We start from the raw sequence: 23,360 nt of genomic DNA on the forward strand, positions 1-23,360 counted from the left end.
ACTCGATTGGGCTGCGTTTTTATTTTCCCGGTAGTGTCATACCTTCAGATTATAACGCTATTCACTTTTGATAGCATCCAATTCCCTTGTCCATAAGCAGTTTAATGAATAGCCCGCCCTGAACGGATCTGTTTTGGAAGCTTTCTATTTTTGCGGTGGTCGTTGAATAAAAATCTGTCATTGGAACACGGCTTTCCGACTCGTTATAAGCCATCCACAGGCGATCCACGAGGGTCGTGAAATCTTCCTTGTTGTCACAAAGCGCAGCGCTCCACACCAGCCAATCCGATTTGGTGTAGGTGTTGCGATTATCCAGCATGAGGCCGTAAGGGCCGGAATGCTTCTCGATATAGGCCTTCGTCTCTGCCTTGAAAGAATCTTTTGGGAATAAATTCAGACCGAAAATTTGATCCCATACAGCATTGTATTTCATACTAAAAGAACCGGGACGGTCAAATGCCAGACGGAAAGTACCATCCTCATTTGCGGCCATAATCAGCCATTTCTCAACCATGGAACCGGCAATTTTCATCATTTCCTCTGCTTTGTCCTCATTTCCGGCTAAGCGGTTCAGAATAGAGAAACTGGCGATCCCCATAATCGCTTTAATCGACAAATTGCAGTTATGGGCCAGATGTCCCGCGAAATCGTCCGTGCATAACTGGTTATCCGGATCTACGCCGTTATCGATGAGGTAATTGCACCATTTCTCGAGATGGCTCCAATTCTCCTGAGCGAACGAAACGTCATTCTCCGCAAGCGCGACTGCCGCACAACAAATCAGCATATTTCCGCATTCTTCTACTGGCATCTGCCAAGTCGGGCATGTCCCGCTGCTATAAACCTGTCCGTTAAGGAGAGGATAGGTCCCAACATCGTGGGGAGCAAAATCGTAATGCCAAACATCCATGGAGGCATATTTGAAAATCGGTCTTAGCATCCCTTTTACAAGCTCCGGGTTATAAATCAAAAATTGAGGGATGGAAGGGTAGGTCACGTCGACAGTGGCGGCGCAGCCGTTACTGAAATTCTCCTTGGAAATAAATAACACATCTCCATTGGTATCCACACAAACTTTATGCGCAGCAACAGCTTGCCGGTAGGCAAGGGATAACAGTTCCGCATATTTTTCATTGCCAGATTCTTTGGCATCCTGATACAGCTTGGATGAAAAAAGTTCGCATTTCTTGGAGAGATGATCATACTCGCTCAGCGCTTGCTGGATCGCTTCCTCGATGGTTTGGCCGTCTTTTTTCCAATAAGCATTCAGCGGCTCGTGAAAATATTCAATCGCCTTGATATCGTCATAAGCGACGGCAAATAGTCCATCTGCATTTTGTTCCGTATCTAATGTGATCGAGAGCGCCATCGTATGGTTTAAGGTGCCATATTTATTCGCCCCGGCTGAAGCCGCTAGCATGGCCTGATTGTGATTTGAAGCGAGGTAAATGTATCCCCAATTGATCCTAAGATCATCACCAGCTGCGCTTAACACTCTCTGGATCTTACTTCCAATCCTGCCGCAGGCAAAGCCCGGCTGGCTAAGATCGGCATATTCGGTCGGAAACTCGTATTTCAAATTTTGGCATAACTCGTCATCCACCGTAATGGTAATCGTCACATGATGATTTTCCCCGTCATTGGTCCAGGCTTTTGAATGAATATAAGATACGGGTCTGGACATCAGTTTCAAATCATCCATCAGAAGAGGAGTAGTGAATGTAACTTCTAAATGAATTTCATCACATACGAAACGGTAGATGGTTGAGAGTGCAGTTATGTCCAGACTCTTTTGTTCCATTTTCAGGCTGTTTGGCGTATCGCCCATAAAAAGATACTCTTTGCCATCTACCGAAGCAGTTCCGGTCATCCGATGAGGTTGACCCGTCCAATGCTTGGTGTCCGAATCATTCAGACGATTGGCCATCGACCAAACTGAAAAATAAGGATCTACAGTAATTAGTGGAGCGGCTGGAGCTCGCAAATTCATTTCAATTCCTCCTGTTTTCGCCATGGATAGAGTATTATGCAAAACAAATGTACTACTTGTGGTTTAATTTATCATTTTATTAGGGTTATAATAATAGGAAATATAATCACAAATGTGAGGATTATAATCATGCGTGAAGAAGTACATAATTTCTGGCATATGCGTGATGCCAAGTTTCCACTGAATGTTGTCATGTCGGGAATCTCTTATTGCGACAAAAATTACCGGATTGAGCGGCATGGACAGAACCTGTTTTCGTTCGAATACATCATCGATGGCAGCGGCGTTCTGGAGATTAACTCCCAAACCGTGTACCCTCAAAAAAATGACGTCTATATTTTGACTCGAGACAGCGATCACGTTTATTATGCCAGTGAAGATCATCCGTGGACGAAAATCTGGGTTGTTTTTTACGGGGAATTTGCCGAGTATTTGTTTAAGCAATATTTACCTGCAGATACGTATATCGTAAAGGACTGCAATATTCTTTCTTATATGAATGAAATCGTCAACATCTCGTCCGCCAGAAATAAGAGTTATTCCGAAATGATCGACGAAGTATCGGTTATGCTGCTGAAGATCGTTTTACATTTGAAAAACCATTTGGAGCATAAAGTGCTCTCCGCTGCGGCACAGATCAAATTATGCTTGGACGTAAACATTGAAAATAGGCTGAATATGGACGATGTTTGCATACAGCTCGGATATTCGAAAAATTATATCATTAAGCTGTTTCGGGAAACGTACGGGATCACTCCTTATGCTTATTTCCGCAAACACAAAATCGAACTTGCCAAGCACTATTTGCTAAATACTCATCTCACCATCAACGAAATTTCCGCCAAGCTGAACTTTGCGGACCAACATTATTTTTCTTCGACTTTTAGCGACATTGTCGGCATATCGCCGTCCAGTTACCGGAAAAGAAATCAAAGCGATAGAGTCGTTCTCGCCTTGCATGACCCCATATCATAAGCAGAAGCACGCCATCGTGGGTGCTTTTTTTATTACTTTGATAAGGTTTTCCCAAGTTTTAAATATAAATTTATTACAAAAATAATTTATAAAATTACATTTTAATAAAAATTCATGAGCGTATAATTCCTTACATGAGATCTCTTTATAAGATTTTTGCTCAAATTATTTCGTAGGAGGTTATTTTGTTAAAAATAGCAGGAGAGGGACGATACAAATGAAAGCGGTTTTAGAAAACTATAGAGAGAATATCAAAATAAAGAAAAAGAATAGCATTCTACATAGCTTAAAAAGAGATTCACTCTTATATCTACTCTTACTGTTGCCAATGGCGTATATCCTCATATTTCGATATGCACCCATCTATGGCGTGTTGATGGCCTTTCAGGACTATAACATTTTTGAGGGAATTAGCGGCAGTGAGTGGGTTGGGCTTGATGTCTTCAAATTCATTTTCGCACAAAATAGTTTTTACCGTGCGCTGACCAATACGCTTGTGTTGAACCTTCTGGATTTGGTAGCGGGTTTCCCTGCACCCATCATCCTGGCCATCTTGTTGAGTGAAATCCGGTATGTCCGATTTAAAAAGGTGACCCAAACCATTCTATATTTACCGCACTTCTTATCCTGGGTCATTATTGGCGGTATGGTCTATCTGCTATTTTCATCAGGTGGGATGGCGAATACGGTCTTATCCAGCATCGGGATTGGTAAAATTGAGTTTCTTTCTCAAAAGACAAATTGGTTGATCATGTATGTAGCTATTGGGATATGGCAAAGCGTTGGATGGGGTACCATTATCTATTTGGCTTCCATCATTGGGATTAATAAGGAGTTATATGAGGCGGCAGATATCGATGGATGCAGCAGGGTTCGTAAAATATGGCACATTACTTTGCCTGGGATTAAGCCTACGATTATTATTTTGCTAATTTTACAAATAGGCAGGATGCTCTCGATCGGGTTTGATCGGCCATTTGTGATGGGGAATTCACTGGTAAGTGAATACTCCGATGTCATCAGTACCTATGTGTATCGGATTGGAATTGGATCTGGCGATTTTTCGCAGGCAACAGCCGTTGGACTGTTTCAATCGGTTGTAGGGTTAATCTTTTTAGTGGCAGCCAATTACATTGCCAAAAGAATTGGCGAGCAGGGAATTTGGTAAGGAGTGTGAGTTTGTTGAGTAGAAAAAGAATCAATTTCACGGATATAAGTATTATTTTATTCATAACTGTTGTATCAATTACCTGTCTAGTTCCCTTTTTGTATATGATCGCGCTTTCTTTGAGCTCGAATGATGCAATTATCTCTCAGAAGGTTGCACTTTGGCCGGTAGACTTCACATTTGAAACATACAAAACGATTCTAAGCGATGTTGAAATGATTTATACACTTGGGTACACGATTGTGCTGACCATTGTCTATACACTAGTTTGTATGTTTTTAACGATATGTGCAGCGTATCCGCTTACAAAGAAAAGGTTAAAGGGAAGAAGCTTTTTTTTAACAATTCTGGTATTCACCATGTATTTTAGTGGAGGTTTAATACCTAGCTATATGCTTGTGAAAAATCTGGATTTGATGAATACGGTGTGGAGCTTAATTTTGCCAGGCGCTATGAGTGTTTTCAATTTAATCATTCTAAAAACCTTTTTTGCATCACTTCCGGAAAGCTTGGAGGAATCTGCCTCGATTGACGGTTGTAGTGAACTTGGGATCCTAGTACGAATTGTTCTACCGTTATCTTTGCCTTCTATAGCAACGTTAAGTCTCTTTTACGCGGTGGACAGATGGAACGGTTTTCAGGATGCGCTTTTTTATATCACAAATAAGAATTTGTATCCAATGCAATTAAAGCTGTACCAAATCATCACGGCGAACCAACAGCTAGATACCCAGCAAGGTGAAGGCAGTGTTGGGGCTTATATTGTTCCTGAGTCATTGAAAGCTGCAAGTGTTATGTTTGCAACCGTTCCAATCTTAGTTGTTTACCCGAAACTTCAAAAATATTTTGTGGATGGCGTCATGACGGGGGCAATTAAGGGATAAATGGGGCAGATTGAAGGGTGGTGGTTATTGAACCAATTAGGTAGGATTGATAGGAATGCTTTCGATTTTTTTGGTACTGCGAATATGTCAGATTTTTTGTCGAAAATGATAAAGGAGAGGTCATAAAAATGAAAATTAAAAAAATGTTGGCTGTACTACCGGTTTCGACACTATTGATAAGTGCTTTGGCAGGATGTGGAAGCGAAGGTAATAAAGTAAGCCAATCGGCATCACCAGCAGCTTCAACTGCAGCTGCAACACCTTCAAGTCCTCCGGTTACGCTAACGGTTGAAGTATTTGACAGAGGCATACAGGGACAGCCAGATCTGAACAATAATACGTGGACTAGGTATATCAATGATAATTTTGGTAAACAGAACAATGCGATTGTGAAATTTGTTGCGGTACCTAGATCTCAAGAAGTTGATAAGCTCAATATATTGATGGCAGCAGGTGAAGCACCCGATGTCTCATTTACTTATGACAGCCCAACCGTATCCAGATACGCTAAAGTGAATGGTATTGTTCAATTGAATGATTTATTGGCTAAGCATGGCAAAGAATTAACGAATTATTTGGGTAAGACCGTTCTTTCTTATGGACTGTTTGATGGAAAACAGATGGCAATTCCTGCCAAAAGAACTTCACTAGCATGGAATGGTATGTTTATTAGAAAGGATTGGCTCGATAAATTAGGGATGCCTGTTCCTACGACGAGGGATGAATTATATAATACTTTAATTGCATTCCGAGATAAAAATCCGGGAGGCGTGAGTGGCGTTATCCCTTGGGGATTAGCTGCAACTGGTTTGAATTATAACTATGGAAATTTAGGCGAATCTTTCTGGGGGAAACAGTCGGAGGAAGAATTTGTTACAGCTCCGTTCAGCTGGTTAAGACCTGGAAACAAGGATGCGCTGAAGTTTCTGAACAAGCTCTACAATGAAAAATTAATTAGCCCTGATTTCGCTTTAGACAAAACAGCCAAGCAAGCGGATGCTGATCTAACAAACGGAAAAATCGGATTCTTCAGTGCAAACTGGGATTATCCGTTAAGGCAAAATATCAGTCAGTCATTAAAAGCAAATGTGCCTACCGCAAACTTTGTACCCATTGACGTTTTCCAAAATTACGAAGGTAAATATAAGAAAATCGCATATAACGAAAATGGTGTCAATGTCATTATTCCGAAGTCCAGTAAAAATGCAGAGCTGGCTATTAAATATTTAAACTGGATGTCCGACCCGAAAAATTTATTCTTCCTTCAATATGGCCAAGAAGGAGTTAACCACAAGATGGTGAATGGGATTCCGCAGGTTATTAATCAAACAGGTGACAATATGCAGCCGAGTTATCTAAATCTTGACTATACACTGGTTGTAAATGGTGTGGAGCTTGGCGACCCTCAGAAAAATATTAAGGCTTTAGCTGCATCGGCACCTGGATATGAAGATGTTGCAGAAAAATCATACAAAATCAATACGACGGATACGTACACCAGTTTCTTCTTTGATACGCCGAATGAGTCCAATATTAAGTTTGGCAAAACACTTGGGGATATGAACAAGCTTATGACGGATAAACTGATTGTCTGTAAGCCTTCAGAATTTGATGCTTTGTATGATAAGTTGGTTGCAGAATACCTGGCAGCAGGCGGGCAGGCTGTTACGGATGAAAATGTGAAAATCTACAAGGCAATGCAAGCAAATAAGAAGTAATTAAGCTTTAAACCTAGGCCCTAGCCTAGGTTTTTTGCAAAATTTAGAGTACTATTATTTTGCAAAGATCAACAATCATGGAGGTACTTATGTATCGTGTAATTATTGTAGATGATGAACCTTGGGCGATAAAAGGAATACGGAATGCCTTTAACTGGCAGCAATACGGGTTCGAAATCATAGGTCAATTTACAAGTGCCCATAAGGCAATTGAGTTCATAGCCGAGGAATCTCCTGATCTCGTCTTTACAGATATTAGAATGCCTGAAATTTCCGGCCTTGACCTTATGAAAATGACGAAAGAAATGGGATTGGATACTGACTTCGTCGTTGTAAGCGGTTTCGCCGAGTTTGCTTATGCGCAAGAGGCCTTACGATATGGTGCGCTGGATTATTGTCTCAAGCCCCTAGATATGGAGTTGACAGATCCCTTAATTGAAAAGCTGGCCTTACATTTCTCCAAGAAGCGAAGCATTCGAAATAACCTTATTTTAGAGGCGCTTACCGCACCTGATAAAAGTGATTTAAAAAGTTTGACACCATTTTTTGATCGTACATCGGACGATTGTTTGCGTGTCGTTATCGTGTATTCCGATCGTGAGAAAAAGGATGGTCATGCCATTAAGTTTGGCGAGATAGAGCATACCTTAGAAGTTGAATTTGGCTCAAGAAAGACGCTGTACATTCTCAAAAGTGATAAGAGATCAGAGTTGGATGTTCAACTGGATGCTTCAATTTTCACAGATTCGAATATAAAATCAATAGGGATTAGCTCCATTTCTACGAATTACGATCAAATGGCCAAGCTAATCAAGGAATCCGATCTTGCAGCTTCACAAACATTTTTGAATGAAGAAAAAGGGATATTTGAATATGAGCCAAAGCTTAGTTTGGTTAATCCGTTTATTGATGGCATTACTTCTAGTATGAAAGAGAAAAAGTTTGAAGACATGGATGACATCATTCAGAAAATGATGCATTTCTTCTCCTTTCATCATTTAGGTATGGGAGAAGTCGTTTATTTATGGAATCAAGTGGTCAGCAGCTTGGTTGGCATCTATTACGAAGAGTTGAGGGACATGGAGCTTGATTTCCTCAATTACTCTGAACTGAAAGAGCGATTTGAAAACTTTGAGTCCTTATGCAGCTTTTTAAATGACATTTTCATATACTTAAAGCAACTAAACGACCAGTCCATCCATGAAAGCGATAAGAACGCTTATTTTACCCAGATGGTGAAATATATCGACAATCATTATCAGGACGAGTTATATCTGAAGGATTTATCTGTCAAATTTCTGATCAACCAAGTGTACTGCTGCCAACTGTTCAAAAAAGTTTTGGGCAAAACGTTTTCGGGATATGTAACCGATTTGAGAATCAAAAAAGCTTGTGAGCTATTGAAAAGCACCGAGTTGTCCATTGAAGAAATTGCAACCAAAGTAGGCTATTTTGATTATTATTATTTCAATAAAGTATTTAAGAAACATTGTGGGATAACGCCTACGAAATTCAGGAAGAGTTGACTGGAGTGGGGTAATTTGCAGATTAGCAGACTAAAACTGAAACATCAGATCTTACTGATTTTTTTATTTTCGATTTTCATATTTACCATCATGGAAGTCTATTCCTACTATAGCTTTTATAATTTAACCCAAAAGAGAGCTATCAATTATGGAAATACGATCATAGAACAAACTCGCCAAAAGATCGATTCCATTTTTAACGATATTAAAGTCAGTACAAACATAGCTGTTGATAATAAATGGGTACAGGAATTTACCATTGCAGATGATGATTATAAAAGGGGGTTTGAAATTGGCACTTATGTCATTGATCTCATAGAATATATGAGGTTCTTTAATTCTTATTTGAGTGGCATTGTCATTACTGATAATCAAGGAAGAAAAATTTCCAGTTTAGCGACTGCCAACGGTGATATTACGTTTTCAAATCAGTATATTCATTTTATTAATTCATTTAATAATGAGAGTGAGACAGATGTTAAAGGGAAATTTACAAATTTATTAAAGGACGAAAAAACAGGAAATGCATATTTCTTTTATATAGCACCCATTATTGAGGCGATTGGCGGGGTTCAATTTTCTAAAAAGACAGGCTATTGTTCCGTCATCGTGAATATGGAAAAGATACAAGATCTTGTGGAAAACACAGAATTGACGCCTAACTCAGCTTTGTATATTCTTAACAGCCAGAATGAGGTCATTGCGTCAAATCATGCAAAATTGCATGGCAATTTATTCAAGGAAATTCTTTCGATAGATAGTCAAAGTTTAACGAATGGGGTAAAAACCAAAATCAATGGGGAAGATGTCATCGTACAAGCAAAAGGCTTAAGGCAGGCGGACGAGTGGCGGATCGTAAGTATGATACCGGTGCATGAGCTGACAACGGACATGAATGCGATTAAGAATATTAGCATTATTGCAGGAATTGGTATCATTTTAAGTATGATGATTCTGGGGTACTTTTTCTTAAACAATCTGACTCGACCTGTGATGGGGCTTGTCTCAGATATGAAAAAAATCGGTAATCGCGACAGGGGCTTTCGTGTGAAGGTGCGTTCAACCAATGAAGTTGGCGTTCTGGCCTATGATATCAATAGGATGATTGACAATATGGAAGAGATGACGAGTCATGTTATTAGTACCCAGGCAAGATTATATGAGGCGGAATTGAGCAAAAAACAGGCGGAGTTTTCTGCCTTACAAAGTCAAATCAACCCGCATTTCCTTTATAATACTTTAAATTGCATTAGTAGTATCGGTCTGGAATACGGCAGTAAGGAAATCGCGCAGATGACTTCAAGTATGTCAAAGATTTTTCGATATAGTATTGAAAAAAGCGATCTCGTTTTGATAAGCGAAGAAATTCAATGTATTAAGGCATATCTCAATATTATTTCCATTCGATATGAAAACAAGTTCGCTTTGGAAGTTAAGGTTGATGACAAGCTATTAGGTATGAAAACACCTAAAATGATTTTGCAGCCCATTGTGGAAAATTCCGTCTATCATGGACTCGAAAGTATGGACGCAGGAGGACAACTTTGTGTAAGCGGCAATATGGACGAGAATGGAGATATCTGTTTTCAAGTAGCGGATACGGGGAAAGGGATAGGACAAGATGAACTGGAACGCATGAAAGCGAAACTGCATATGGCCTATTCGGAGAGGGTGAAGAACAGTTTAGAAGGGAAAAGTATAGGGCTTTCCAATATTAATAATAGGATAAAGCTGCTGTTTGGAGAGGGTTACGGGGTAGAGATAGAGAGTCAACTTGGTATTGGAACGACAGTGATTGTTAAGATTCCATCTATGTGAAATGAAAAATAAAACAAACAGAACCCGCCAAAGAGAAGCGGGTTCTGTTGCGTAAAAATCATTTAACACGCTCGGATCCGCACAGCGACCTGCGGCATGCAATCGGTAATGCACATTTCTACACCACCACAATTGTTAATCGTCCAGTGCACGGTACACCCTGTTCCCTCAACTTCATAGTGTACGCCTTCTGCCATGTTGACCACGATGCTGAAGGCTTGTTCGGCTCTACTTGCATAGTGAAATTCCGCCTGATACGCCGTATAGCTTTCGTTAAAGGACTGCTGCAGCATCCAAACATTAAAACCAGTGGAAACTTTGCCAAGTTGGTAATAAGCAGCAAACCAATTGATGACCGGAGCTGACAAACCGCCGAAATGATGCCATCCTGCCCCTCGACCTGTTTGCACGATAAAGTGCTCATAACAATTGTAGGTGGCCTCGGTCTCACGCTTCCACAAGTTTAAAGCGGTATCCGCGATGCGGAAAGCAAGATCGGAGTAACCCAAATCGAGCATGGTTTTCCAGAAAAACCATTGATGCGGCATCCAAACTGCACCGTTCCAGTAGCCATCCGCCCGATAATAAGGTGCGCTTTGGTCAACGGTGGATAGGCCGATTGATGTCCATAAACGTTTATCATCAAACAGCGCGGCAACTAGGCGATCCGCACGCGATTTGGTACAGATGCCGGCTACTAGCGGGTAAAGCCCATCCATTCCCATGTTGTAATTGGCCCCGGAACTGTGCCGGAGAAGGCCTTCTGGCTCACCCTGCTCGCTATGCACGATATAACCGTAATAACCGGCTTCTTCATCCCACGCATGCTTCTCCAAAGCATGACTCCATCGTTCTATATCCTGCTCGTATTCCCTTATGTCTTCCTGCCAATTGTCCGACATTGCGGCAGCCATTTTCAGGATTTTAGCAATACGAATGGCCTGGCTCGTTGTCACAATAGGGGCAACTGTTGCTTCCAGCGTTTGCTCGTGCACATATTTTTGCGGCGGATAGTCGTCCCACCCCCCGGAATTATAGAAGTAATCCCATGTCTTAAGTAGTCCAGAGCGCAGCAGGCCAGTAGTAGACCCGTTAATTTTCCCGGCCAGGAACAAGTAATATTGACGTAATCGCGGATAAAAATGATGCAAGAAGGCGAGGGACTGCCCTTGGTTCCACAGCTCAAGAAATACATAATGCTGCACGGGCACCGGGCTGCCATGATGAATGAAGGCAGCCTGGCGGTCACCAGGTTCTGTCATATACGCGTTCAAGCAATCTATGGAGCGCCCTGCATCCAAATCGGAGAACCCGAGTGCGATAAACCCTGAATCCCATGTATATAGGGAATCCCACCAGCGCCCTGGCGTACTGTGGCGAATATACCTGCGTTTGGTGTAGACAGGGAAGACTGTATTGGTTAGCAGCGTAGCTCGCATAAGCTGCTGGCTAAATGCATAGGTGCCACCGACAGCATAGGAGGGAGGCGGAGTTAACTTCGCACGTTCAGCATGATAAATGGCTTCGCATTTGTCGTAGTCTAGCGAAACCTCTGTTAGGGAGGCAAGCACTTCTTCGTACGTGCCAGAACAGACCATGCCATGAAGGATCTTCGATGAAGCTGGCACGACATGAATGGGACGCATGAACACATTCGTAAAGTGACCCTTACCATTACCCTGCAAGACGGCATCAACGTGATTATGCACCGTATGACGGGCATACCGATCCAGTTCGTCGTTTTTGTATTGTCGTATCTCGACATCGGGGTAGTTCCACAAAAGGCCGTAATGATACGGGCAATCTTTATATCGAAGGATCAGGCTGCCAGGAACAGGCCCTTCCAGTATTTCAGGCTCGATGTGCCAGGGCCGGTCGACAAAGACAACCTCCTCGATAGCGTTGTGCTCGAGCAGGGTAAAGCCGTCCAGCACCAAGGGGCCGGAGCCGCAAGCAGATAAGGAGAGCGTGAAGTCTCCTGCTGCAAGCGCCCCGATCGGTAGATGGGCAACCCTGAGGGAGTTGGAAGCCTCTACATTGAATCGGTATGTTTGATGTCCGATTTGAAGCTCAAGCTCCCCGCTTTTCTCCGTTTGGTAGCGCAGCAAAAACACGCCGTTAGTTAAAGGCTCTGCGAGGTTTATCTCATAACGCAGCAAGTCCCCTTGGTCGGCACCGAAGTTGCCTCCTATTGCGGACCCCCCCGTAAAATGCTGGCCTCGAATTTCACCCCTAAGAAAACCGTCATAGACCAAGCCTTCCGACGGTCGTGGGCGTGCGAAATTCAATTCGCTATAATCTAGCGCATCCACCCACACAGCGCCCTCGGGTAGCTGCGCATCTGCACATACCTGCACATCGCCGTGCCCGAGAAGGCGAGGTGGCTGAAGCGAAGCCATCCAGTGCAGTACCAAGTTTTGCGGATGCTCGGATTGGTTCACGAAGGATACTCGAATCAGACGGCACTGATCGGCGATACGGCCGAAGGAAATGTCGGTATAGACGCGATCTTTCCATTCAAGCTCATGGCGGTGGGAGAAGAAGCTGTAATCCGCCGTTGCCTCCCATGGATGATAGCCAGATTCCCACAGCACGCTGGGAATATCCATTTTCCTCCTGTAGAAGCCAGGCATTAAACTAAGATCAAAACGCAAGCCTCGCGCTTGATCGCTGATATGGGAGATACCCATGTATTGTTTGGTATAAGGTCCCCAAGCAGGCAGTCTAAGATCATGGTCATCGGGGAGTGTCTCGATCTCATGCATGGTCTATCGCTCCTTCGAAATGTAGGCTCTTCTCTTTATTTTAAAAGAGTACATACAAAAATGCCTCTTGATATAAGCTTTAATTATCTTGAAAACGGACATTCATGCTATGATGGGAATAACAATGAAGTGCAGGAGGATCCCCGTGCCCGTGAATCTGACAGCTTACGATAAAGAACATGTGGATTATGAAGATCCAAATTTCCGGATGAAAATATGGACCCTGCATCATCCTAGCCAACCATCCGCTCAATATGGGCCCTGGCACTATCATGAAGAGGTGGAGTTGATCGCTGTGCTGCAAGGTACCCTGACGATGGAAACAACACATCTCAGTTATCATCTGCAAGCCGGCAATGTGGTGATGCTCGGCTCCAATGAACTGCACAGATCCCATAAACATGGACATGACGATCTGCTGTATATCGTCTGCCATGTTGATATGGCAGCTTTTATGGATCCATCCTTACTTCCGTATTTCGCCGCATTTACCGGCCGCTCGGCCAATTTAACACAGTTCAATGAAACGATGTGCAAATATCCGGCAAGCATACAGGTCATTCACCAACTTATCCATCAGATGCTGCTCGATATGACGATACAACAGCGGGGCTACGAGCTCTCTATAAATGCTAGCTTGAAGAAGCTCATGTACACGTTAATTCAAATTGATGATGCCCACATCATAAAACCGATGGATCCACAGCTAGCGGAGAAATTGCGTCCTGCACTTGTCTATATCGAGCAACAGTTGGAAATTCCTCTCCAAATTGCCGATATAAGCAGCAAGCTGAACTATAATAGCAGCTATTTTGCCAAGCTGTTCAAAAAAGGAATGGGTATGACGTTTACGTCCTACGTCCAGATGCGCCGAATGAAACGAGCAGAGCAGCTCTTGCTGACAGAGGCGTGGTCTGTCACTGAAATTAGCGGCAAAGTAGGGTTTACCAGTCCAGCCCAGTTTTATCAATTATTCAAAAGGCATTTCGGCTGCTCGCCGAGGCAGTTTGTTGAGAAACGGACCCTCCCTAAACTTTAGTGAGGAGTGGCATTATTGAAGCAATAATTTACGGACAAGTGAAAGCACCTAGAAACGGTGGCGCTCACTCTGTCCGTTTTTTTCATGCCTATTGTATTGGAAATATCCAAGGCCCCACTTACTTAATATCTTATAAGAAATTCTTGAAATTACAGAAATTTATTCGATATTGGGATGCTATTATACAAATATAAATAAAGACGAGGTGATGAAATGCAAGCGAAATTGGCAGCAGACGCCATTCCCCTCCCCCATAAGCGGAATTCATGGATAAGAACGATACAAAAGTATAAAGTGATGTATGCTCTTTTATTCCCCGCATTAGTTTACTTTGCCGTATTCAAATACATTCCTATGGCGGGAATCATTATTGCTTTTAAAAACTACAACCTGGCTTTGGGACTATGGGATAGCCCGTGGGTGGGATTGAAAAATTTTAAAGATTTTATTAACGGCGTTTATTTCTGGGACATCATGAGAAATACGATTATCATCTCGCTGTATAAGCTATTGTTCGGGTTCTCCGCACCCATCGTACTTGCTTTGCTGCTCAATGAAGTTTATACCCAATGGTTTAAGAAAATCGTACAAACGATCACTTATTTGCCCCATTTTCTGTCTTGGGTCATTGTTTACGGACTGATGGTGGCATTATTAGCCCCAGGAGATGGCCTTTTTAATATGATTTTGAAGGAAAATGGTGTTGGGCCGATCTCCTTTCTAACGGAACCCGCTTGGGGAAGACTGCTGATCATCTTATCTGAAATTTGGAAGGATATTGGCTGGGGAGCGATATTGTACCTTGCCGCATTAGCAGGCATCGATCCAAGCTTATATGAAGCGGCTCGGATTGATGGCGCTTCCAAGGGGAGACAGATATGGCATGTCACATTACCAGGCATTCGTGGAGTCATTATTCTGATGCTGATTCTTAAATTAAGCCATATTCTGGACGCTGGCTTTGACCAAATATTCATGTTTGCCAACAGCTTTAACCAGGAAAAGATCGATATTATCGACACATGGGTTTACCGTGAAGGTTTGGAGCGTCTTAAGATTGGTTTGGCTACTGCTGTGGGATTGTTTAAAGCTGTCATCGGATTTATTTTAGTTTTGGCTGCGAACAAGCTCGCCAAAAAATTCGATGGGCAAATTTGGTGAGGTGGTTTTCGTATGTTTAATCTGACAATTGGGGAAAAAGTCTGGCAAACAACCGTTTATTGTATTCTTATCGTGTTATCCCTAGTTTGCTTACTTCCCTTTCTATATGTGGTTGCTGTTTCCGTGACGCCAGAATCGGAAGTGTTAAGAAGAGGAATTGTTATTATACCAGAATCCTTTACCTTTGTTGCCTATAAAGAAGTATTCATTTCTCATGGTATAGGGCAGGCGTATAAAATTACGTTGTTTCGAACGATTGTAGGCACAGCGCTAAATGTGTTTTTTACAATAATAGCGGCCTATCCGTTATCCAAAAAATACTTGCCGGGACGCAGCTCATTTTTAATATTCATTGTGTTTACGATGATGTTTGGGGGAGGATTAATTCCAACTTATTTGTTAATCCGCTCGCTGGGATTGCTGAACAGTCCGTGGGTATTGATAATTCCGCATCTCATTAGTGCATTTAATCTGGTGATCATTAAAGGCTTTTTCGAGCAATTGCCTGCTGAAATCGAGGAATCGGCGAGGGTAGACGGCGCAAGTGAACTTCAGTCGTTATGGAGGATCATTTTACCCCTCTCCTTGCCCGTCCTTGCAACGATTTCCTTATTTTACGCAGTGGGGCATTGGAACAGTTATTTCGATGCGATTGTTTATTTGAATGATTCGAACTTAATGCCGCTTCAAGTGGTTTTGCGCAACATTCTGCTTAACGTCGCAACACAAAGCGCTGATTCGATTGCCAATTCCGGAGCGGTTAGCAAGTTCGCTGTGCAAATGGCCGCTGTCGTCGTGACTACGGTTCCGATTTTGATCGTTTATCCATTTATGCAGAAGCATTTTACGAAGGGTGTGCTCATGGGATCGATTAAAGGTTAAAAGCAATTCCTACCTAGGTTGTTACGGGGAAACCGTGATAATATACAAGCAAAAGGAGAGGTCAATATGCAACGTAAAAAGGTTTCATTTACTGTTCTGGCTGCTATCATAGGGCTGGGAACGCTATTGTCAGGATGCGCGGACAAAGAAGAAGTTAAGCCTGCAGCTTCGAGCAGCTCTCAATCCGAGGCTAACAAGTTCGCAACAAAAATGAAAATCTCGATGTTTAACCAAGGTACTTTCAACGCTGCCGCTCCGATACCTCCGCGTGATGAAGATATTCAACGCCAAATGTTGGAAAAGGCGATGAACATCGACTTGGATATGATGATTCCTCAAGCTGGGCAAGCAACAACTAAATTGAATACGCTCATTGCAGGCGGGGATATTCCAGATTTGCTCTTCTTGAAAAGTCGGTCCGATCTCGCGCAATATTATGACCAAGGCGTTCTTGCGGATTTGACTCCGTACCTGGATCAATTTCCCGAATTGAAGAAGCGTTTTGGTCAAGACTCCTGGGATGCGACATCATATCTGGGAAAAACCATTGGAGTTCCAGGTTATGATAATGTAAACGGTATCAGTCGAAGCCTCTTCATCCGCAACGATTGGCTGAAAAAGTTGAATATGAAAGTGCCGACAACCCCTGACGAACTGTTCGAAGTGATGAAAGCCTTTACGGAGAAAGACCCGGACGGAAACGGCAAAAACGATACGTACGGATTCATAGGCGGTATGAATAAAGAAGGCAACCTGCAAACCTACGGCTTCGATAGCTTGATGTGGATGTTTGGCGTCAATCCTCCCTCAGCCATTGAAGTCAAAGACAATAAACCGGTGTTTCTATTTATCGATCCCAAAATGAAAGAAGCGCTCGCTTACATCAATAAAATGATGGCAGCCAAAGTTGTGGACCCTGACTGGGTGACGATGAATACGCCCGATTTGTTGGACCAAAAGTTATTTAAAGGTAAAGTTGGCTTCATGATCAGAGATGCCCGGAGACTGGAACCGGATGCCCAGCAGAAAATGAAAGAAATCGGCGGAGAGGTACCGGAATGGATCGTCATTCCTCCAATGAAAGGGCCTTACGGCGATCAAATCGTGGAGAGAAAATCGTTCCAAGGCAATTCATGGGCCATTTCCAAGAAAGCGGACAAGGACAAAATCATTCGGATCTTGTCTATGCTGGAATATCTCTTTACGGACAAAGAAGCATATCCGAACTTCGCATACGGCATTAAAGGGATTCATTGGGATGTAGTGGATGGTAAGGTCAAAAATAAAACCTCTGAATTATCGAAGGAAGTGAAAGAAAAGTATCTATGGGTCGATCATTATAGAATGCCGCGCCGTGGCGATGATGCCGAGTACTTCAGCTTCCAGAATCCGAAGACGGCAGAAGCTTTCACGAACAACCAGAAATATGTGGGGCCTACTTTACCCGGAAATTTATTGACTGCAGATCCGAGCGATACCTTGGCAACTGACCGCACACGTTTCATTAATGAAAGCTTAGTCAAATTTATGACAGGCAAAGACCCACTTTCCAATTGGGATAATTTTCTCCAAACCTTGGATACCAAGTTTGACATGCAGAAATATAAGGATATAGCAATCAAGCAATTTAAAGAAGCAGGCCTAATCAAGTAAATAAACGAAGAGAGTGGCGGTAAATAGCCCCTCTCTTTGTTGTCCTATGCTATTCTTAGTTTAATACAGATTTAAAAGGAAGATGACCCATGCGTAGAAGAATCAGCTTGCCTTTAAAACTATTTTTTATCGTGTTTACATTTGTATTAAGCTGCATCATCTTGATAAGCCAATTGTCCTATCGCTATGTCCAAAAGGAAATAAGAACCAACGACATTTATTACACAAACCAAATATTGGACAAAGTTGACCAGTATTTAACGGTTAATTTTTCCTCTTTCCAGACGATCTTGTTCTCAGTCGAAACATCGGTGAAAGCAAACATTAACAATACGGAAGTAATTAAAAAGCAATTAAGAGAGCTGTATGAGCTCAATAGCAATTACGTCAGCAACATTTACTTGATCAATAGCGATTTATCCATTCTAGGCGGAAGTACGCCTACGCGAATTTTCGATGAACCCTTATCTGACAGAAAGCCGTTGTTTGATGCGGCCGACAAGAACAGACGGACTACATTTGTCAGTGATCCTTATAAATCTAAGTATTCCGGCTGGACAGTTACGATGGTTCGATATCTGAACGGCTCTCCGTTTCCTATGGCCATTGCAGTAGATTTGGATCTAAATGCCATTGAAGAAACCTTGTTCAAGATTAATAAAAAAGAACAAATGAATCTGGCCCTGATCACCCCATCGGGTAAAATCATTGCCGGATTTTCGGAAAATAGAGGACCCCTGAATATTCAAGACCATACGTTTTCAATTGGGGAAACGTCGGCGGAACAAATTCTTGATACTACGGGAACAAGCCTTCAACTGCATACCAAGGATGGCATGCCGGTCTCCATTCTGAAGAAATCGACGGAGAAATTCAATTGGTCCATCATCTCGATCAACGATGAATCTCGGATGAAAGCTGCGTTGTCCAGATTGGAAACCTATTATATCGGGCTTCTGGTTGCAGGTCTTCTATTAAGTCTGTTCATTTCCTTTTTTATTGCCAAATATATAAGAAACCCGCTCTATGCGCTCAAAACAAAAATGAAAAGGGTGGAGCAAGGCGATCTGACAACGATAATGACGATGAACCGAAATGATGAATTCGGGGACCTTTCCCGAGCCTTAGACCGTATGCTGCAACAAATTGTGGAACTGATTCGGCGAGCAGAGCTTCATAATGAACTTGAGCGGAAGCTGGAAATCCAAGTGCTGCAATCGCAAATAAACCCTCATTTTCTGTATAACACGCTTGGATCTATCAGCAATGTCATACGCCTGGGACAAATAGAGAAAGTAGATGTGGTGATCGGGTCTCTCATTTCCATATTGGAATACGGGATAGCCGACGCTTCGGAGAAGGTTTCACTACGTCAGGAGTTGCAAAATGTAGCGGACTATATCGCGATCCAGAACATCCGTTATAACAGGCACTTCCACTTGATTGAGAATATCGAAGAGGGATTAATGGATTTCCCCGTATTTCGAATGCTGCTGCAACCCATTGTGGAGAATAGTATCTTCCATGGCTATAACGGAGGGGGGATCGAAGGCCCAATTACGATTCATGCGTACAGGGAGGGCGGCATCGTTATGATAGAAGTAGTTGATCAAGGTGAGGGAATTCCAGCTGAGAAAACGAAGTATATTTTAATTTCAGAACCGAGCGATCTGGAAGTAAAAAGGAAAAGAATCGGGTTAAATAATATTCATGGACGAATAAGACTTCATTACGGGGAACAATTCGGGCTCCAAATCATAAGCATACCGAAGGAAATAACCCGTGTCCGCGCCGTATTCCCGGCAGGTTTGTTTAAAGGAGATGCATGATGGTGAGAGACTACACCTGCTTCATCGTTGACGATGAAGATCTAATCATCCAAAGATTGGAACTGTTTTTTAGCGAGCTTTCCCATAAGGAAAGACGGTTCCATTTGGTGGGCAAAGCGAATAATGGGCTGAAGGGGATAGAGGAGATCTTAAGGCTTAAACCGGATATCGTAATCTCCGATATCGTCATGCCGCGGATGGATGGAATTTCCATGATTGAGCAATTAAAGCCGGAGCTGCCCCATACCCAATATATTCTTTTGACTGCCTATTCGTCTTTTGAATACGCACAGAGAGCTATTCATGCCAACGTATTGGAGTACATCGTTAAGGTTCCTCTCAGGGAAGCTGATTTGGAACGAGCTTTGGATAAGGCAGCTGGAATTTGGGATGAGGTTAAGAAAAAAGAAGAGGAATTTCAATCTTTAAACGTATCCGTTCTTGAAAATAAATATAGAGTCCGCAAGCAATTTTTCAATGAGCTGATCAGAGGCGAAATCCCTTCCTATCGGGCATCGGATTTCGCTAATCGCATGCAGTTTCATTTCTTTCAAGCCAACTATTGCTGCTTTATTGTTGAAATGAATCTGTATGAAAGTTTCCGAAATGAATATTCAGCGGTTGACCAAAACATCTTAAAGTATGCGATTACGAATGTAATCGAAGAAACGGTGATGAATTGTGGCAGGGGTGTAGCTGCGGATCTATCCGATAATCGTTTTATCGGCTTTCTTTCTTGGGAAAATAATCGCAGTGATATGGATACGGAATACGCTTGCCAGACATTGGGGAGCCAGATCGTGTCCCATTTGCATCAATATTTGAATCAAAAGGTATCCGTAGCTTTTGGCGGTCCGCACCGAGGCTGGGAATCCATCAAACAAGCTTATACGGAAGCTCAAAATGTGAGTGAGGATTTCTATTATCATGCAGAGAAAATAGTCAAAACACCCGCGCATCGTTTCCAATACCGTAATGACAAAAAGGAGGACTTTCAGCAGAAGCTGGCTGATTTTCTTGCATGGCTGCAAAGAAAGGCTTCTAAGGAAGAGCTGGAGAAAGAATTTGCTGCTTTAAACCAATTTGTTACGGATCACAAAATCCATAAGTCCATCATGGCACCTATGCTTAGAGACTTTTACAGACACATTGCTGTGAAATTTAAATCGGGGAACACGTTAACCACAGACGTAGCAGAGTTTCCCATCGAATTCATGGCATTTCGGGAGCAGCTTGCGTATATTAGCGACTTCACATTTGAATATGTACACGCTGGCCAACTTTTATATCGTGCAGAAATCATGAGTGCCATGCGGTTTATAGAGAAAAACCTGAAACAGCGTCTAACGTTGGAGGCTATTGCCGAGGATGTGAATTTAGCTCCATCGTATTTTAGCAGTCTATTCAAAAAAACAATGAACGAAGGCGTTATTAGTTACATCAATCGCAAAAAAATTCAATTGGCTCTTGAGCTATTAAAAGTTCAGGATTATTCTTTACTGGAATTGTGCGAGGAAGTGGGGATTGCAAACGAAGGTTATTTCTGTAAATTATTTAAAGAATATACAGGTGACACACCCAAGCAATATCGGATAAAAATGACACGGTATGAATCCAAATAAGGTTGCAAAAAAATGTATGAATTTTTCTCGAAATCATGTAAAAAATCGGAGATCAAAAGGACTACCATGATAGATATATCTAATCATGGAGGTTATCGCAATGGAGCTTATTAAAGCGGATGTAACGGTCGTAGGCGGAGGTATTGCGGGGCTATGCGCCGCCATTTCTGCCGCACGTCAAGGGCTGCAAGTTTCACTTATTAATGATCGTCCGGTTCTTGGGGGGAATGCCAGCAGCGAGGTTAGGGTCCATATCAACGGCTCCGCATATCTAGGAAACAGTCCATCCTATTATGCGCGTGAGGGCGGGTTAGTGGAAGAACTTAAGATGAAGATTTTCCACTATAATCCGCTATATAACAAGAAGCTTATGCTTTCGCTTTCGGATACTGTTTTGTTGGATATGGTCTATGATGAGCCAAACATTTCTCTATTTCTGAATACATGCGTGCATGAAACGGGCATGGAGAATGGCAGAATCAAATGGGTGGAGGGCCTTCAATTGGCTTCCGAAAGAAAATTTCGTTTTGAAAGCCAAACCTACATCGATTGCTCCGGAGACGGGGTTGTCGGATATCAGGCAGGTGCTCTTTTCCGTTGGGGGAGAGAAGCGAAACATGAATACAAGGAAGATTTGGCTCCTGAAGTAGCGGACCATTACACCATGGGAGACACGATCCTGTTTCAAGCCCGTGCCGTGGAATACTCCGTTCCGTACAAGCGGCCTGGCTTTGCGTATGATATTACGAAGTTGGACTTTTTCGATAGTATCAGAAAAGGCTTGAACCATCGGGCTTTCCCTAGAAAAATCAACGGGCTTGGCGGATTGTGGTGGCTGGAATACGGTGGACATATGGATGTTATCGCAAACAATGAAGACATCGCATTGGAGCTGCGGAAATTGGTTTACGGGATTTGGGATTATATCAAAAATAGCGGTGAATTTGATGATGTGGACAATCTCATCTTGGATTATGTATGCCCGATTCCGGGAAAGCGGGAGTCGAGGCGGTTTATAGGGGATCACATGTTGTCTCAGAACGATCTTACAGCAAAGCCGCATTTCGAAGATGCTGTATCCGTCGGGGGATGGTATATGGATTTACATGCTGCTAAGGGCATCTACGATGAGGGGCCGGCTACAGCATGGAACTTCGTGCCCGGATTGTACAATATTCCGTTCCGCAGTTTATTTTCCCGCAATATTCCTAATCTCATGTTCGCTGGCCGCAATATAAGTGCTACCCATGTTGCTTTCGGTTCTACCAGAGTAATGGCTACCTGTGGTTGTATGGGGCAGGCGGTTGGAACGGCTGCTTCGTTATGCATGAAATATGAGGTAGACCCCGCAGCCATAGTCGAATCTCATATGGGGGAGCTGCAGGCGCTGCTGCTTCGAGACGGACAAACGATTGTAGGGCTTCAAGAGGAATTGGATCCTTACTTCGCTGACGGATTAAATATTCGTGCCTCGTCTCAGCGCAGCTACGCCAATCCTCATCCAACCGAAGCGATTCCCTTGGAGAAAGGGTTATGTTTGGTCTTGCCGATTCAGACATCCGTGGCGGAAAGCGTACAGATTAAAATTAAAAATATTTCCGAACATTCGGAAACGCTGCATGTGAAGCTGTTTGGCGGGGAACGGAAGGAAAACTACATTCCTGGCAGCGAGTTGAAAGACTACCGCTTGGCTATTGCAGCCGGTCATGACGACTGGATTACGCTGGACTTGGGCTGCGAGAAGCCGGAGGACGACAAAATTTACATCGTACTGGAGGGTACGGCGAGCCTTGCCGTTTACGGCAATGAAGAGAAAATGACAGGAGCGGTCAGCTTCCATTATAAGCCGGAAGTGCCGTCCAGGCTGAAGAAATTCAATAAAAGCATTTGCTTTAAGGACCTGCTTCCATCCCAGAATATGTATAATCCCGAGAATGTCGTCAACGGCTACTCCAGACCCTATGGTCTGCCGAACAGCTGGATTTCCGAACGTACGGAAGGAATGGAATGGTTGGAATTCTGTTTTGCAAGCCCTAAAAATCTGGATGAAATCCATCTTGTTTTCAACTCGCAGTTGGATTTGGAGCATTTCGACGATCCGATCGAGTCCCTTATCCAAGATTATGATGTGATCATGACCTTAGATGACGGAACGGAGAGGGAAATCGTTATCCGCGGCAATTATCTCACGTTGAATAAACATAAGGTAGATGCGGAAGGTGTAACTCAAATTCGGATTAATTTCTGCGCAACTTACGGTTCGCCTTATCATGAAGTGTTTGCTGTAAAATTGTTTGCTCCTAAAACGATAAGTGAGGCGGTGAAGTAGC

Annotated in this window: 15 protein-coding genes; 13 read left to right on the forward strand and 2 right to left on the reverse strand. The window is 42.8% G+C overall.

The window, feature by feature from the left end:
- Positions 1-61: 61 nt before the first annotated feature.
- Positions 62-1,990 carry a glutaminase domain-containing protein gene (locus GC097_RS33310; RefSeq protein WP_216625973.1) on the reverse strand — a complete coding sequence of 643 codons (1,929 nt, stop codon included), beginning with the start codon at positions 1,988-1,990 and terminating at the stop codon, positions 62-64.
- A 129-nt stretch (positions 1,991-2,119) separates the two neighbouring features.
- On the opposite strand from GC097_RS33310, the gene GC097_RS33315 reads away from it, so the two are divergent.
- The 6 genes from GC097_RS33315 to GC097_RS33340 all read left to right on the forward strand — a co-directional run bounded on the left by GC097_RS33315 (position 2,120) and on the right by GC097_RS33340 (position 10,079).
- Positions 2,120-2,965 (forward strand): AraC family transcriptional regulator, encoded by an 846-nt coding sequence (locus tag GC097_RS33315; protein WP_171687557.1) that lies wholly within the window; start codon positions 2,120-2,122, stop codon positions 2,963-2,965.
- A 217-nt stretch (positions 2,966-3,182) separates the two neighbouring features.
- Complete coding sequence (locus tag GC097_RS33320) at positions 3,183-4,133, forward strand: ABC transporter permease (protein ID WP_171687558.1); 951 nt, start codon at positions 3,183-3,185, stop codon at positions 4,131-4,133.
- A 14-nt stretch (positions 4,134-4,147) separates the two neighbouring features.
- Positions 4,148-5,017, forward strand: a complete 870-nt coding sequence (locus GC097_RS33325) for a carbohydrate ABC transporter permease (RefSeq protein ID WP_376768444.1) — start codon at positions 4,148-4,150, stop codon at positions 5,015-5,017.
- A 128-nt stretch (positions 5,018-5,145) separates the two neighbouring features.
- Positions 5,146-6,735, forward strand: coding sequence for an extracellular solute-binding protein (locus GC097_RS33330; protein ID WP_171687560.1), 1,590 nt, complete (start codon positions 5,146-5,148; stop codon positions 6,733-6,735).
- An 89-nt stretch (positions 6,736-6,824) separates the two neighbouring features.
- The gene (locus tag GC097_RS33335; RefSeq protein ID WP_171687561.1) at positions 6,825-8,261 is read left to right on the forward strand and encodes a response regulator transcription factor; all 1,437 of its coding nucleotides are present in this window, start codon (positions 6,825-6,827) and stop codon (positions 8,259-8,261) included.
- 15 nt (positions 8,262-8,276) lie between these two features.
- Positions 8,277-10,079 (forward strand): sensor histidine kinase, encoded by a 1,803-nt coding sequence (locus tag GC097_RS33340; protein WP_171687562.1) that lies wholly within the window; start codon positions 8,277-8,279, stop codon positions 10,077-10,079.
- A 62-nt stretch (positions 10,080-10,141) separates the two neighbouring features.
- On the opposite strand, the gene GC097_RS33345 is transcribed toward GC097_RS33340, so the two are convergent.
- Positions 10,142-12,844, reverse strand: a complete 2,703-nt coding sequence (locus tag GC097_RS33345; protein WP_171687563.1) for an MGH1-like glycoside hydrolase domain-containing protein — start codon at positions 12,842-12,844, stop codon at positions 10,142-10,144.
- 151 nt (positions 12,845-12,995) lie between these two features.
- Between GC097_RS33345 and GC097_RS33350 the strand changes: the two genes are divergently transcribed.
- The 7 genes from GC097_RS33350 to GC097_RS33380 all read left to right on the forward strand — a co-directional run bounded on the left by GC097_RS33350 (position 12,996) and on the right by GC097_RS33380 (position 23,359).
- Positions 12,996-13,883, forward strand: coding sequence for an AraC family transcriptional regulator (locus GC097_RS33350; RefSeq protein ID WP_171687564.1), 888 nt, complete (start codon positions 12,996-12,998; stop codon positions 13,881-13,883).
- A 213-nt stretch (positions 13,884-14,096) separates the two neighbouring features.
- On the forward strand, positions 14,097-15,044 hold the full coding sequence (locus GC097_RS33355; protein WP_171687565.1) for an ABC transporter permease: 948 nt from the start codon (positions 14,097-14,099) through the stop codon (positions 15,042-15,044).
- 12 nt (positions 15,045-15,056) lie between these two features.
- A complete protein-coding gene (locus GC097_RS33360) occupies positions 15,057-15,926 on the forward strand; it encodes a carbohydrate ABC transporter permease (protein ID WP_171687566.1) in 870 nt (289 codons plus the stop codon).
- Between the two features lie 66 nt (positions 15,927-15,992).
- Positions 15,993-17,579, forward strand: a complete 1,587-nt coding sequence (locus tag GC097_RS33365; RefSeq protein ID WP_171687567.1) for an extracellular solute-binding protein — start codon at positions 15,993-15,995, stop codon at positions 17,577-17,579.
- Between the two features lie 89 nt (positions 17,580-17,668).
- Positions 17,669-19,408: a sensor histidine kinase gene (locus GC097_RS33370; protein WP_171687568.1), complete on the forward strand. Its 1,740-nt coding sequence runs from the start codon at positions 17,669-17,671 to the stop codon at positions 19,406-19,408.
- A complete protein-coding gene (locus GC097_RS33375; RefSeq protein WP_171687569.1) occupies positions 19,408-21,030 on the forward strand; it encodes a response regulator in 1,623 nt (540 codons plus the stop codon). Before GC097_RS33370 ends, GC097_RS33375 begins: the two co-directional genes overlap by 1 nt.
- A 100-nt stretch (positions 21,031-21,130) precedes the next feature.
- On the forward strand, positions 21,131-23,359 hold the full coding sequence (locus GC097_RS33380; RefSeq protein ID WP_246294601.1) for an FAD-dependent oxidoreductase: 2,229 nt from the start codon (positions 21,131-21,133) through the stop codon (positions 23,357-23,359).
- Position 23,360: the final 1 nt, after the last annotated feature.

This window comes from Paenibacillus planticolens (genome assembly GCF_013141725.1).
Classification (GTDB): domain Bacteria; phylum Bacillota; class Bacilli; order Paenibacillales; family NBRC-103111; genus Paenibacillus_E; species Paenibacillus_E planticolens.

Bases quoted from the DNA above. Each gene is read 5' to 3' on its own strand.
- GC097_RS33310 (WP_216625973.1), bottom strand. From the start codon at position 1,990: ATGAATTTGCGAGCTCCAGCCGCTCCACTAATTACTGTAGATCCTTAT.
- GC097_RS33315 (WP_171687557.1), top strand. From the start codon at position 2,120: ATGCGTGAAGAAGTACATAATTTCTGGCATATGCGTGATGCCAAGTTT.
- GC097_RS33320 (WP_171687558.1), top strand. From the start codon at position 3,183: ATGAAAGCGGTTTTAGAAAACTATAGAGAGAATATCAAAATAAAGAAA.
- GC097_RS33330 (WP_171687560.1), top strand. From the start codon at position 5,146: ATGAAAATTAAAAAAATGTTGGCTGTACTACCGGTTTCGACACTATTG.
- GC097_RS33335 (WP_171687561.1), top strand. From the start codon at position 6,825: ATGTATCGTGTAATTATTGTAGATGATGAACCTTGGGCGATAAAAGGA.
- GC097_RS33345 (WP_171687563.1), bottom strand. From the start codon at position 12,844: ATGCATGAGATCGAGACACTCCCCGATGACCATGATCTTAGACTGCCT.
- GC097_RS33355 (WP_171687565.1), top strand. From the start codon at position 14,097: ATGCAAGCGAAATTGGCAGCAGACGCCATTCCCCTCCCCCATAAGCGG.
- GC097_RS33360 (WP_171687566.1), top strand. From the start codon at position 15,057: ATGTTTAATCTGACAATTGGGGAAAAAGTCTGGCAAACAACCGTTTAT.
- GC097_RS33365 (WP_171687567.1), top strand. From the start codon at position 15,993: ATGCAACGTAAAAAGGTTTCATTTACTGTTCTGGCTGCTATCATAGGG.
- GC097_RS33370 (WP_171687568.1), top strand. From the start codon at position 17,669: ATGCGTAGAAGAATCAGCTTGCCTTTAAAACTATTTTTTATCGTGTTT.
- GC097_RS33375 (WP_171687569.1), top strand. From the start codon at position 19,408: ATGGTGAGAGACTACACCTGCTTCATCGTTGACGATGAAGATCTAATC.
- GC097_RS33380 (WP_246294601.1), top strand. From the start codon at position 21,131: ATGGAGCTTATTAAAGCGGATGTAACGGTCGTAGGCGGAGGTATTGCG.